Here is a 13,508-nt window from a genome sequence, read left to right on the forward strand (position 1 = left end):
TTCGTACGGTAACATTATCCCAGGAGTAGGTTTTCATCTTACCCGGCTCGCCCTTTTCCCAGAACTTCAGGAAGTTTAGCGGCTTCACGGGAATGACATAAACTTGACGGGTCTTGCGGTTGAATAAGGTTGGGTGGTCGGAAGGGCTGAAGAAACCTCGACGGATAAACATGATCCCTAAGAGGATAGGAGCGATCGGAAGCAATAATAGGGATAAGAACAAGTAAATACTGATATCAAATGTAGGCAGTATTCCATACAGTAGGAAAAGCCCGGTAATGATTACCGCCCCCCCCCCAAAGCCTAGGTATTTCGCGACACCTTCTCCCATAGAGGTTCCCACTTCAATTCCTTCTGGGTGCACCCTAAGCACTGACCTGAAGGCAAATGGTGCTTGATGTACTGATTTTTTTTTCTCATTAGGCACTACTCTGAGAGGGGCTTTACGTGCGTAAATATTTCGCCTGCGTTGAGCTTCCGAAAAGATCAGCTCCGGCTCCTCTTTGCGCCATTCCGGAATCAAAATGCCACGTTCTTTATCGTCTACCGGCATGGAATCAGCTATTCCTCTCTCAGTGTATGGTTGACCAGTGGAGCTTCCGAAGCCGTTGGATCCCCGTAGATCATCACCTCGGCCCATGCTTCCTCGTAGATCTCAATATCCAACTGGGCGGAAAGCTCCACGGTCCAGAAATTGTCTTCCCGTTTGCTGTCGTCTTGCTCCGGATTCACACTTCCCATGTCATCTTCATAGGTATCCCGCCGGGCCACCACCCAGATTACATTACCGGGACGGTGGCTGTAGTCCGCCACCAATGCATCTTTACCGTCCTTGCGCCGGGCAATGATCCGCACCAGCCAGCATATACGGCTCTCCAGGGCTTTCGGGATGACAATGCGGGCCCAGGCTTCGCGCATCACCTCTGGCCCTGGCCGTTCACCGCGAATCAGTTTTCCCGCGTCGCGAACAATATTGAGCGGGTTGATCTGATGAGCCAGGGATCGGCCGTAGTTACTCATGTTGGTAAAACGGCTGCGGAAATCAAAGTCCACCCGTATGCCCAACATCAACGTATTTAACTCCCCCTGCTCCCGCTCCAAACTCCCCCATTTGTCCGAGGCCTTTCCCCACAGACTGCGTGCAGCCCACTCCTCTGTGGGTGTATCTTGGAGAGCGGCCACAAAAAAGCCCGCAATAATACCAAGAGCAACAAGGACCAACCCCCATCCCGTGACGGATAAACCAAGTATTGCTGCTTGCCCCAGACCAAAGGCAGCTGCAACGCTCGCACCACCGGCAACGGTAAGGAAAAAAGCCTGAAAAATACTTGCAAGCCCGGCGCCGGGGTTTGATTTAGAAAACTCGCTCTGGCCGCTAAAGGTTAGTTGAGCTGCATCAATAAGCGCCGCCGCAGCCCCCACTATCCCTGCCGCCTTTTTCAGGCTTTCCTTCATGGCCTCCTTAGCAGCCTGTTTCGCCATCTCCGCCCCAAGAGCCAGAAAGGCGCCGGAAAGGCCCAACCCGGAAGTCAGCAAGCTGGTACCCGCCTGCTGCCGCTCCTCAGCATTACCGTGCTTGAATTTATCCCAGGCGTCCAGGAGCGCCAGGGAGGAGAACACACCAGAGCCCACTGCCAACAGAGCACTGCCATTGCTGGCCAGAGTCACACTATTGCGGGCCAGACGATCAAGTTGGGTTCGGGTCACCAGGCGGGCGGCGCCCTGCCAGGCCTGGTTCAAGTTGGCCGCCGCCGGTCTCAGAATATAGCTGCCGGCTCGGGCCACGGCAGCCGCGCCTACGCTGGCCCCTGCCGCAGCCCGGGATGGCAGGTCCATGGCACCGTCCAGGGCATCGCCCACCGCATCCGGCACGTCACTGGCCCACAGATACACATCCACCAGAGCATCGCTCATTGCGCTGGCACCACGGGCCTCCAGGGCAATGGCGCCACCCAGCACCAGGCTTTGCACTTTCTCGCCTCGTACCTGGCCAGCAAAGGTGCGCATCGCGCCTTGCAGGGTGCCCATCTGCCGATTCCAGAATCGCGTGGCATCGCTCAATGACATCTGTACTTTCAGCAGCGCTGGCAGTTGGTTGCCGCTGCTGCGCGCGGCGATCACGCCGGACAGGTTACGCAACTGCTCGCGGAAGGCAGCCGTGATCTGGTCCCGTTTGGCCAGACCCGTGGCCACTGCTCCGGTTACCGTCAACACCGGGCTGACCATGGCGGTGAGTCCTAATTTCAAGTGCGGTAGCCACCGGGCAATGATCCGGCTCTGCGGGCCGAGCGCCTCCGGATCCTCCTTCAGCGCCTTTTCCACCTCACCGATAATCGACTTGAGCTGTCCGTAAGGGCCGCTCTTTTTAGCGACCCACTCCTCGAAAGCGCTCTTTTGGTTACCCAACAGGGCGCGTAACAACAGATTCTCTTTGTCCTCGGGGTCCTCGGTAAGAAAGTTCTTGTACCATTCCAGGCCATTATCAGTAAGGTGCCCGGCAAAGGTCAGTTTGCTGACGCAATCGCAATAAAAGACGCCATCGACGATGCATTCCTCGTCGAAGTCATGCGCAGTCACCTGCTTCCGGGCGGTGCAATCCAGCCAGGCGAAATAGTCGGCTTCCAGTTCCGCCAGTCTGAGCTGGTCCTCTTTCACCTTGTCGTTGAAAGCGGTGAGAAATGCCTTGTATTTGAGCTGCCCCCCATTCCCGGGTTCCAGCTTGTCGAGCACATTCTGTTTGAGCCTTTCCGTTTCACGGTCGATGCTGCTGTTGGTGGGGAGGCGTACCGTGCTGATGTTGTTCCGGTAATCCTCCAGTTCCTGGCTGGACATGCCCGTGTAAGGCACCACCAGGTCGAACGTGGCTTCCGGAGGAAGTTCGCCGGATTCTTGCTTCCGCCGGAATTCCTCATGGGTCATTCTTAGGCCAGGGCCGCGGCCTTCTCTCTGCGCATTGAATTCCGGATATTGGGTATTGAAGCCCGCCTTCCGACTCTCCGCAGAGCGGTCCAGCTCAATGAGCAGCCCCTCGACGCTCATTGCCGAGGTCAGCATCCAGTGCGCCTTTTCGGTGTCACCGCCGGCCTGCTGATTCACCCACTCCGCCGCGGTGTTGCACAGTGTGATCCGGCGCTGGGCCGCCTCGAACGTGACGCCCACCGGATCCGGCAGACTGACAATTTTTACGTCGGCGGGGCTGAACTGATTGCCATCCCGGCCAAGGATCACTCTGGCTTGTTCGAGGACGTCAGACGCCCGTTCTTCCCGCACGGGTAACTGGATGGACTCCAGGAACGGCAGTGTTCTTCCGATACCGAGGAAGCCGCCGGACGGCACCAAGGGAGGAAAGGGGGAGCCGCGCAACGCCTCGAAGGGACGCTCCGGGTCATAATCCGCCACCGTGGATTCAAGATTGGTGGTGGTAAGCGGCACAGCTCGCTCGCAGCTGGCCTCCCGGGCGTTAATGCATACCATTCTTTCCTGACGCAGGGACTCGCTCCCGGCATAGCTTTCGCGAACCTTCTCACTCCATGGGTGATCACTGAAACCGACCCAGACCTTGCCGGTGTTCGTTGCATCCGGGATGACGAACAGCATGGCCGATGCGTAACCGGCCACCCGCTCGCAACTGAACGTCGTGTCCTGTTCCTGGCCGTCCAACGGCAAATCGTCAATGGCATGGGGCGACATGAAACCACCATCATCCACCCGAAAGGCCTGCCAGCCTTGCTGCTGCGTAATCTGCGGAGTATGGGGTTCCTCGTAGTAGGCAAACAGGTAGCCCTTGCGCAATGTGCGCATCACATAGCCAGCATGACGCAAGGCAGGGGCCGCCACCCCAGGTAGAAGAGGCGCCACCGCTCGGCGCTTTCGCAGAGCATATTGCTTGTCGGCCAGGCCGGGCCTTGTCAGCAACACGGGAAGCCCCGCCTTGACGCAGGACGGGCAGCCCTGAGCCTCGCTTTCACCGCTTCCCGCGGCTATGGCAATGGCTTTTTGAGTGTACGTGCCTAAAGCGGAGGGGGATGTGGTCATGTTGCAGATTCCTTTCTGTCAATCGCTGCTCCCTGCCTGGGAGCGTGTTCACTAAGTTCCTTGCGGATACGTTCCCAACCGGAAGGGTCCTCAATTTCCTGCAGGGCAGCCTGCAGAGGGACGCCCGTTTTGCGGGACCGCTGCACCACTTCGATTACACTGGGATGTTCCGCCAGCCGAGGGTGTATTTGCAGAGTGTATCCCGCGAGCAACAGAACGTCCCGTTGGCGGCTCAGGCCCAATGTCAGGGCACCTTGGATAGCATTGCCGGCTTGGAGCAAATAGTCCTCAGGCAAGGCTTCGGTGTTACCGCCCGCCCAGCCCCTCAACAACGTCTGCACCAATTGCCCCTGCTCCGCCCTCTTCCATTGTTCCACCGTCAAAGGGGGCAAAAAGTGTTCTTCAGATTCTCGTTCCTCTTTGGGCGTCTGATACTCAATCAGGCCTCCCCGGCGGTTCAGGGTATACCAGGCGTTGATCGGGCCCAGCAATCGGCGACGCTGACAGGAGGAAAAACTGGGCCACATCCACTCCAACACCCGTCGATCCGCCCACCGCAGATAACACCGGCCCGCTTTCGGATGGCGCAGCGTGGAAATCCGGGCAAGATGGTGGGCGATGGTGGCGGGTGCCTCATCGGAAAAAAGCCAACCGGATATCATCAATCCCTTTACGGATTCCTGGCCGCCATCGGCTTGCTCTTCATCGGCGAGCATCATCGAGTGCCGCAACCAAGTATCATCCCTGCTTTTCCATCGGATCAGATGGGGACAGTGGTCGTCAGTAATCCCCGCATAGCCAACTTTTACCACGGTCACGTCGTTTGAAACCGGAATCCGCAAACGGTCTCGGGCCTGGCGCCACGTGGCCAGAAAGGGGTCAACCAGTAGATAGGCGCCGGCACTCGATTGGGCCGCCCGCGTCAATAACGAAGCTACTCCGTCATGATTTCGCTTTCCCGGCTGGGCCAGACTCCCTGCCCTGCTCATTGTCCGCTTGCCCGCGACTCAATTGTTCCCTTGCTGTCCAGGCGGAGCCAAACCACCCGCAGCCTGCTTCTATCCAGGTTCTCCGGAGCCATGAACACAATGGCGTGCTCTTCCAACTGCTGCACCGGCACGTTTCTCCATTGCTCAAAAGGAACGGGCAGACGAGTTGCTGCCTCCTTATCCCGGATAAGAACGCTGTATTGAGAGCGATCCCCATCCGTCAGAAGGTGGAGGTCCGGCAGTATGATGCCAACTCGTTCCGTCGGGTTCTCGTTGCCATCAAGGACAAATCCACACTCCGACCATTCCGGTGTGCTCACTTCGGCCAGGCGATCCAGTGACAAGGAGCCATCGTCGTGACTGACCAGCCGGTCCACATTGCGAATTCGGACCCGGCTGCGACCATCAGAGTCCCGGCTGAAAAGCAAAGGCCCCGCAATGGATTGAACCTGGACCTGATAGGAGGGAGGGCCTTCATCAAGAAGCAAATATCCACCTTGGTACTCAATGGTGACTTCTTCAATGCCAGTTTTGGACGTACGGCTGACAATTCTGGTTTCAGAGGCATGAGCCTCGAACCAAGGCAGATCCGTTTCCGCTATCGGCTCATCCCATGGGAGCAGGGCTGGTTCTAGCTGGCGAGCCTCCCCAAGGAGCGGGCATTGGCTATGTACAGGATTGGAAAGCGAGAATAACAATAGGCTTGCGGTGGCGACGAACGGATTCAATCTTCTCAGCGGCGCCATCAGATGTTCTCCCCTTCGAATGCCTTACGGTAAAAATGGAATCGCAGAGCGTTCAGCCTGGGCTGTTTCCATTCACCATCCCGAATTTCATAGTGCATGACCCAGTCAACGAAACTCAGCCGGGTTCGCTCAAGATATTCTCCGGCGTTGTAAGCACCGAGTGTATTGTTGAATACATCGTTTCCGCCGTTATAGGCCATATAGGTGATATCAGGGCTGGCTTCGGGGCCATACTCCCGCCACTCAGTCAGAAAAAATCGGCCTGCCATCTCCAACATCTTGATGAAAAAAACAGAGGTCCCGGTCACCACATAATACTGGCCCAAGGATTTCTCAACTGAAGACACATTGAGAGCGTCCAATATCGAGGCACCGAATCCGTCTCCTCCAAACCGGTCGGCCTGAGCGATAAAAGTCCCGTAGGAGTTGTCGAAATCATTGAGAATCAAACGGTTGTCATTTTTCTCTTTGACATGCGTGGTCAAAAAATCCGCACCCAGTCCCCAGTACGCGGTCATGTAGACGTAATAAAGTTTGGCGCCGACTGACGAATCCCAGAGGCCTTTGGGGTCAAAACCGTTTTCAGGATCACGAAGCCATCCGCCTCGGTAGTCCTCGACAATACGATCATAGCTATTAACCTTCAGTGAGCCTTCCGTCTGCCATTTGGCCAACAGCACCGCCAGGGGGAGCCTCGGGTCACCGATGTTCTCCACCGCTTCCATGGCCCAGTTCACCCTTTCTTCCTTCCTCCTCACCTGAAAGGCGGGCTCGCGATCCAGGTTATGGTAGGCAGTTTGTTTCGTCAGCGTGTAACCCAGAGCCTTGACTCTCTCATCATAAGAATCCAAAGAAACGACGGAACTCAGATCAAGGCGTTCGATAGTGTTGAGATCAATGAGATCGGCGCCATGGACTTCCTTAAGCTGTTCATTGAACTCTCCGAAGCAGGTCACCGAGGGTTTCAGCCAGGAGGTTTTCCGGAATCGCCCTTTCTCTTCCATGGCCAGAAAGGCATAGATGGATTGTAAGGCTTCACGCGTATAAGTGGTTCTCTGAGGGTGCCGGTACTCCCCTGTATCCTTGCGCATCTCCGGTTGGGATGGGCGCCATCCGAAATCCATTGAGCACGGTTCGAACCACCAGGATAGCCGGTCCCGCAACAAGTGCACTTCCACACTCTGTGCGACGTCAAAGGGTTCCATGCCCACGGGGCCGATCTGCACCTCGAATATCCGCTCCGGAGACACCTCGCCGCCTTGTTTCAAGGACAGATCCAATGACGCCAGGCCTTCCGCGAAGTCGCCCTCACCGATGATACTGTCATCCTCCATATCCACGACCCGCCAATGGATCTCCGCACGGTCGATGGACTCGTCCAGTTCAGGTGACCGGTCCTCGCCCAGCAGGTCGAATTCGATGGTCGCACTCTCTTCCGGAGCCAATGCCCGCAAGCACAGTGCGGCGTTTTCCCCGGGCGAGGAGGAGGGATCAACCGGGGAATAAGCCACGTAGGGTAACGCGTCCTGCTTGGTGCCGGCGTCCATTACGTAGAGGCAAACATTCAGCTCGGGATCATCCACTTCGATGATCTTGCGTTCCCGGTTTTCGATAGGCGAAGTTTGGGAACCTCCCAAGAGCGAAAAGGTTGTCATGCCGGCCTTCCCCCAACTTCAATCTGTAGATCTTCAGAGTCACCGGTGACGACGATATGGGTTGAGCCGTTCTCATCGGTTACCCCCTCCTCTACCGAAGCATCTGCGCGGATAACACGATAGGCTCGGTTCGCCAGGGGCTGTCCCGTCTTTTTGGAGCGTAGAACGAAGGCTTCATCGAACTCTGTGATCCCGGCGGAAGAAGATTCCATGAGAAACGCCGCACCGCCGGCCGCCGCCTGCGCATCGCCTTCCGGGCAAGCTTTTAAATTGCCCGCACTCAAGGGCGCGGCCTGCGCCGAAGCGCTTGCCGGCCCGACAAATTGCTTCATCGCCGCCTGCAAATGCACGCCGCCCGGAGCACCCAGCTCGATGTTGCCGCCATCGAGTTTAAGATAGGCGCCGCCTGAGGCGAGCAGGAGGGGCTGGTTGGGGGCGGCCAGGGTGACCTGGCTGTTGGTGCTGGCCAGGGAGACATCCTGTGCTGCGGCGAGCGTCAAGGGTTGTTTTGGGGCGCGGGCGCTGACTTTACCTTGGGCGGCGTGCAGTTGAATCCCGCTTTCCTGGTTGGGTTTGCCGCTGGCCGGCGAGGCGCCGTTGTTGTAGAGGCTTAGTCCGCCGCTCACGGTCATGACGGTGCTGTTCTTGCTCATCCAGTTGATGTCCGTGCCACTAACCAGCGTGGTGGTGGTGCCCGCCACCCAGGTTTGTGCCTGCTGGGTAACGCTGGCCAGCCCATCCGGGCTGGTGGCGACAATCAGCGGGCGGGACCAGCCAGGCGGTGAGCCGTCACCTCCCTGTTCCCCTCCGGAGCCGGATCGGGTGTCTTTCAGCGTGGTTAATACGTGGCTCAATGATTGCTGGGAAGGCAATTCGTCGGCTTCGCCTGTCTGTCCGGCGTTCTGGTTGCGTGCGGCGTCATTGAGGGTTTTCAGCAGGTCCGCATTACCCTGCAGTCGCGCCTGGGCGCCATCGGTGCTCATTTGCCATTGCCCCGCCTCCGTGCTGAGCAGGACACCTTGTCCGGCCCGAAGGGCTCCAGTGGATGCGGTGCTCAGATCGGCGCCAAAGCCTCGCTCTCCTTGCCGCAGGTTGTCATTCCCGCCTTTCAGATGGCCAAGGGTCAAACGGCTCTGATGTTGGGTGCTGCCAGCTTCGGTACGGGCCTGCGCCTTGGTGCTGTCCATCAGCAGCCATTGGTGGCCGCTGTTGCCTTGCTGGCTGGCGGAGAGTGCCTGACTCTTCAGACCGGTATAGACCGCTTTATGATCGTTTCCATTGAACCAGGGGGCGGCGTTACCGGTGGCCCGGGCGTGACCGCCGCCCACCTGGTTATGCTGGGCCTCGTCGTTGCCCTGGCCGTTATAAACGGTGCCGATGGCGACGGGCCTCTCCGGCTGGCCTTCCAGAAACAGGGTGAGGCTTTCCTGCCCGGTTCGGGGCACGGCGACACCGCCCCAATCCTCGCCAGCCCATGGCGTTAGCGTGCGCACCCAGGTCCAGGCGGCTCCGCTGGCCGGAGCGTTGTCGATGCCGTTTTCAGGGTGGGATTCCCCACTACTGGCGCCTTCGCCCCGTTGCCAGGGGTATTGCATCTTGATGCGATGATCACGGTCGGTGTGCACCGGTGTATTGTCCGCGGTTACCACCGCGCTGTGCAGGCCGCGACCGCGGATCCGGGACTGGCCGTGGCGTGACACGGTATCCAAGGGGCGAAAAGGCGTATCGACTTGTAGAGCGACGAAACCGTTGCGATAAAAATCAGACTCCGGCGCGCTATCCAGAGACGGTAAGGCGTCGTCGCCGAGAGGCTCAGGCGCATCAGGAAAGCCACGCCGTGGCGTCTCGAACCGCTGATCCGTTTGCGCCATCAGATCCGAGCTCAAATTATTGCGAGCATCGTGTGTTACCGCCAGACAGAGGAAGGTGGCCTCCTCTGCGTATCCGGGGTGCTGGTGAAGCTGAAATTGCCCGCCGGGACGCAGACGCCGCCAGGTGCCATTCCCTTCCACCCGTTTTCCGGCCGCTTCCAGGACCTCAATGTGGCGACGGCTGCGCCATTCGGTTTCCGCCTGATTGTGCCAGGCATAGGCCGCGGGGCTGTCGTCATCCTCCGCCGGTGACCAGGCCATATCCGCGCTATTTTGTTGCGAGGACAATATTTTCAGCGACCGGTAATCCCAGGTGGCCCGGCGGATACCAGCGGCGTGGGCGCGGCGTCCCGGCCGCCATTGCTGGATCGCGTCTTCCTGTTCGGTGACATCGCTGCGGTGATAACGGATCCGGCCAAGGTCCGAGAAAGCGCTGTTATAATCAGCGATCACCAGCGTATGGCTGTCGGCCTGGTGCTCGAACCAGAAAAACAGCCCCTGCTCCGACAGGATTCGGGTCATGAAGTCCAGACCGTCTTCCTCCAGTTGCGCGGCGAGGCTGTGCCTGAGGTAAAGCGCGTTGTCCGCCAGGTCCCATCGCCAGCGGGGCGTGACCACGCCGCCACGGGCCGCCAACCGCCCGAACAGGGTGTCGAGGGCTTCCATGGCCGTCATGTCCTGATAGACATGACTGTCCACCCATTGTTGCAAAAACACGGTCCACGGCTCGATCACCAATGCATATCGGGCCAGACCGCCGTTGCTTTCCAGATACTCGAAATGGGTGACATGACCATGGAAGGGGCGGCGATCCGTCCGTGAGTCCGCGGTAAGCAAGGTGAGCAGAACCGGCTGCCCGAGCAAGTCGTGCGCCTGCAGACGGGCGTCCACCGACAGGGCCGTGATGTCAAAGCGAAACCCGGCGCCGGCGGAAACACCGGCGCCGGAAACCGCCTCAACGCCGTGGCAACTCTCCGGCACCAGAACATCCGGCCCCAACGGGGTTTGGAGCTGCAATAAACGGGCTCCCTGCCCCGGCGCGGACAACGCACTCATCAGACTGGCAATCACATCCATGTCAGCGGTCCCTAATCAATTTTCTCGTTGCCTTGCTTCGAGTAAGGCAGCGTTATCCAACTCCCGATTACGCGGAGATCCGCTCCAGCTGAAGCGAAGGGGACTCGGAACAATGCAGTTGGTGATTGCGGCCGGCGATCGTCAACACGATCAGTCTTACGTTGCTGACCAGACGCCCGGCCCGATCCTGCGCCTGTGCCGGCGCCTGAATCCGCCACGGCATATGCTCCATCATGCCGAGCAGTTGACGTGCCTGATGACGCTGCTCGATGGGCGATTCAATCAGCAACTCGACCACATGCCCCGGGGCCACGCGATGCCAGCGGCGCACTTCGGCCAACGGCCTTTTTCGGCCAACGCTGGGGCCCGCGTCGCAGTTGGTGGCGGCTTTTTCCTGATCCACTCCGTAGACGGTCATGATTCACTCCTGTGATGAAAGGACAAGATTTGTGGAGACTCGGCTCCGGTTGACGGTACCCCTTCCGGCGTTACCGTGTATTGAAAATCACCGTTATCATCCGCGGTCACCCGGATACCGGCTATTTTAGCGCCCTCGGCCATGGCGGCGAGGACAGACTCGGCAATTTCCGGCAAAAGCGTGCCGTTGAGAATGTGGTCCACATTGCGGGCGCCGCTGTCCACCTCGGTGCAACGGGCCAGCACCGATTCCGCCAAGGCGTCGTCCCATTCGAACAGGGCGCCATGGTTCTCCGCCACCCGGCGCGCGATGCGGCTCAGTTTCATCTCAATGATACGGGCCAGAACGTCATCGCTGATCGGGTAGTACGGCACCACTTTGAGGCGTCCCAGGAAGGCGGGTTTGAAGGCCTTGTAAAGCGCCGGCCGCAACAGTTCATGGAGTGCTTCGGGGTCCGGCAGTTGCTCCGCCTCCTGGTTCAGACAGGATTGCATGATTTGCGAGGAGCCCACGTTGGAAGTGAGGATGATCAGAGTGTTGCGAAAATCGATTTCGCGCCCTTCGGCATCATCCATCACGCCCTTGTCGAAGACCTGGAAGAACATTTCCAGTACGTCCGGATGCGCCTTCTCCACTTCGTCCAGCAACACCACACTATAGGGATTGCGACGTACTGCTTCGGTCAGCACCCCGCCCTCGCCATAACCTACATACCCGGGCGGCGAGCCCTTGAGGCCGGAAACCGTATGCGCTTCCTGATACTCGCTCATATTGATGGTGATCAGCTTGCGCTCGCCACCGTAGAGAATGTCGGCCAGTGCCAGCGCGGTTTCGGTTTTACCCACACCGGAGGGGCCTACGAACAGAAACACGCCTCTGGGCTTGTTGGGATCTTCCAGCCTGGCGGTTGCGGTGCGCACCCGTTGCGCAATGGCATCCAGCGCATGCTGTTGTCCGGTAACCCGCTCCGCCAACAGGCCGGACAGATTGGAAATGGTCGCGATCTCATCCTTGACCATACGGCCCAGGGGAATCCCGGTCCAATTGGAAACAATTTCCGCCACCACCGACCCATCGGCTTGCAGAGGCACCATGGGCGTCTCACCTTGCACCTCCCGCAACCGGGACAACAGCTCGGGGATACCGTGACCAGGATCGGCCTGGCCAGAGGTCGCCGTTTCCTCCCGGCCATCCCGTAATTGCTGGATGCTCTGCACCAATGCCACTTCCTGGTCGAGACGTTCCCTCAGGGTAACGATGCGGTCCTGGGTCTCCGCACGCTCGCTTTCCAAATCCGCCAGGCGTTCTCCATGGGAGGCCCCGGCCTGCTCGTCCCGGGACAGCGCGGCGATTTCCTGATCCATGCGCTGAAGATACTTATCGGCGTCCTCGATAGCGGCGGGCGTGGCGCCCTGCCCCAATGCCACCTTGGCGCAGGCGGTATCCAACACCGATACCGCCTTGTCGGGAAGCTGCCGGCCGCTGATGTAGCGGTGTGACAGTCGCACTGCCTCGGTGACGGCTTCGTCGAGGATCCGCACGCTAAAATGCTGCTCCATCAGCGGCACCATGGCACGCAGCATGGCCGCGGCAAGAGCCTCACTGGGCTCGTCCACCTTCACGACCTGGAAGCGCCGGGCCAGCGCCGCGTCTTTTTCGAAGTAACGCTTGTACTCGCTCCAGGTGGTGGCGGCGATGGTACGCAGTTCGCCACGGGCCAGTGCCGGCTTCAGCAGATTGGCAGCGTCGTTCTGGCCGGCCTGGCCGCCGGCACCGATCAGGGTATGGGCTTCGTCGATGAACAGGATGATCGGGTGGGCGCTTTTCTTGACCTCGTCAATCACCGTCTTGAGCCGGTTCTCGAACTCACCTTTGACACTGGCGCCGGCTTGCAACAGGCCCATATCAAGAACATGTAGTGCCACGCCTTTCAGCGGTTCCGGCACATCGTCCGCGGCGATGCGCAGCGCCAGCCCTTCCACCACCGCCGTTTTACCCACCCCGGCCTCACCGGTGAGGATCGGGTTGTTCTGGCGCCGGCGCATGAGGATGTCCACCAACTGACGGATCTCACCATCACGGCCGATAACCGGGTCAATAGCGCCTTCCCGGGCCCGGTCAGTGAGATTCTGGGTGAACTGATCCAGAGCCGGTGTCTTGCCGAGCGCTTTATCCTCTCCTTCCTCACTGGGCGCGTCTTCCGTCAGAGGTGCATCACGATGCCCTTCCTCCGACCCTTCCGTCATTTTGTCGAAGTCGTGCTTGAGTTGCTCCAGATCAAACCGGGTAAATAGCGCGGAACTGCGTTGCGCCAGGCGAGAGAGGTCCGGTTCCGTCAACAACGCCAGCAACAAATGTCCGCTGCGGATACGGGTGGTGCCGGAATCCAGCGAGGCCAGCAGCCACGCATGCTCAAACAGTGTCGGCAGATGCGGAGAGAATACCGGGGTGCGCTGATTGCCGGTTTTCAGCCTTTCCATCTCAACGCGAAGGTCCCGTTCCAGGGCATCCGGCGCTATGCCGCTGCGGCGTGCCACCAGCACCAGATCGCTTTGTGGCTGCTCCAGCAATGCCACGAACAGGTGCTCCAGGTCGACTTCGTAATGTCCCGCGGCCATGCACAGGCTGGCGGCTCTCTCCGCCGCCTGTCGGCAGCGGTCGTTGAGTTTGCTGATCAGTGTTTTCAGGTTAATGCTCATGGCGCGGCTTACGCTCCT

General features: G+C 59.2%; 8 protein-coding genes. All 8 read right to left on the bottom strand.

Going from position 1 to position 13,508, the window contains the following annotated elements; all coding sequences use genetic code 11:
* Positions 1-553, bottom strand: a 553-nt coding sequence (locus MA04_RS16650) for a DUF6708 domain-containing protein (RefSeq protein WP_262461651.1), incomplete at its 3' end; no start/stop codon positions are given.
* Between the two features lie 8 nt (positions 554-561).
* The gene (locus MA04_RS16655) at positions 562-4,035 is read right to left on the bottom strand and encodes a T6SS effector BTH_I2691 family protein (RefSeq protein WP_316252621.1); all 3,474 of its coding nucleotides are present in this window, start codon (positions 4,033-4,035) and stop codon (positions 562-564) included.
* Complete coding sequence (locus MA04_RS16660; RefSeq protein ID WP_262461655.1) at positions 4,032-4,961, bottom strand: DUF4123 domain-containing protein; 930 nt, start codon at positions 4,959-4,961, stop codon at positions 4,032-4,034. Before MA04_RS16660 ends, MA04_RS16655 begins: the two co-directional genes overlap by 4 nt.
* 59 nt (positions 4,962-5,020) lie before the next feature.
* Complete coding sequence (locus MA04_RS16665; RefSeq protein WP_262461657.1) at positions 5,021-5,770, bottom strand: hypothetical protein; 750 nt, start codon at positions 5,768-5,770, stop codon at positions 5,021-5,023.
* Complete coding sequence (locus MA04_RS16670; RefSeq protein ID WP_262461659.1) at positions 5,770-7,425, bottom strand: hypothetical protein; 1,656 nt, start codon at positions 7,423-7,425, stop codon at positions 5,770-5,772. Before MA04_RS16670 ends, MA04_RS16665 begins: the two co-directional genes overlap by 1 nt.
* Complete coding sequence (locus MA04_RS16675; RefSeq protein ID WP_262461661.1) at positions 7,422-10,373, bottom strand: type VI secretion system Vgr family protein; 2,952 nt, start codon at positions 10,371-10,373, stop codon at positions 7,422-7,424. The genes MA04_RS16670 and MA04_RS16675 overlap by 4 nt, the downstream gene beginning before the upstream one ends.
* 67 nt (positions 10,374-10,440) lie before the next feature.
* Entirely contained in the window at positions 10,441-10,791 is a 351-nt protein-coding gene (locus MA04_RS16680; protein WP_262461662.1) for a hypothetical protein, read from the bottom strand.
* Positions 10,788-13,490, bottom strand: coding sequence for a type VI secretion system ATPase TssH (gene tssH / locus MA04_RS16685; RefSeq protein ID WP_262461664.1), 2,703 nt, complete (start codon positions 13,488-13,490; stop codon positions 10,788-10,790). Before tssH ends, MA04_RS16680 begins: the two co-directional genes overlap by 4 nt.
* Positions 13,491-13,508 lie beyond the last annotated feature (18 nt).

Origin of the sequence: Alloalcanivorax balearicus MACL04, from assembly GCF_025532145.1 — a bacterium.
Classification (GTDB): domain Bacteria; phylum Pseudomonadota; class Gammaproteobacteria; order Pseudomonadales; family Alcanivoracaceae; genus Alloalcanivorax; species Alloalcanivorax balearicus.

Bases quoted from the DNA above. Each gene is read 5' to 3' on its own strand.
- MA04_RS16655 (WP_316252621.1), bottom strand. From the start codon at position 4,035: ATGACCACATCCCCCTCCGCTTTAGGCACGTACACTCAAAAAGCCATT.
- MA04_RS16665 (WP_262461657.1), bottom strand. From the start codon at position 5,770: ATGGCGCCGCTGAGAAGATTGAATCCGTTCGTCGCCACCGCAAGCCTA.
- MA04_RS16670 (WP_262461659.1), bottom strand. From the start codon at position 7,425: ATGACAACCTTTTCGCTCTTGGGAGGTTCCCAAACTTCGCCTATCGAA.
- MA04_RS16675 (WP_262461661.1), bottom strand. From the start codon at position 10,373: ATGGATGTGATTGCCAGTCTGATGAGTGCGTTGTCCGCGCCGGGGCAG.
- MA04_RS16680 (WP_262461662.1), bottom strand. From the start codon at position 10,791: ATGACCGTCTACGGAGTGGATCAGGAAAAAGCCGCCACCAACTGCGAC.
- tssH (WP_262461664.1), bottom strand. From the start codon at position 13,490: ATGAGCATTAACCTGAAAACACTGATCAGCAAACTCAACGACCGCTGC.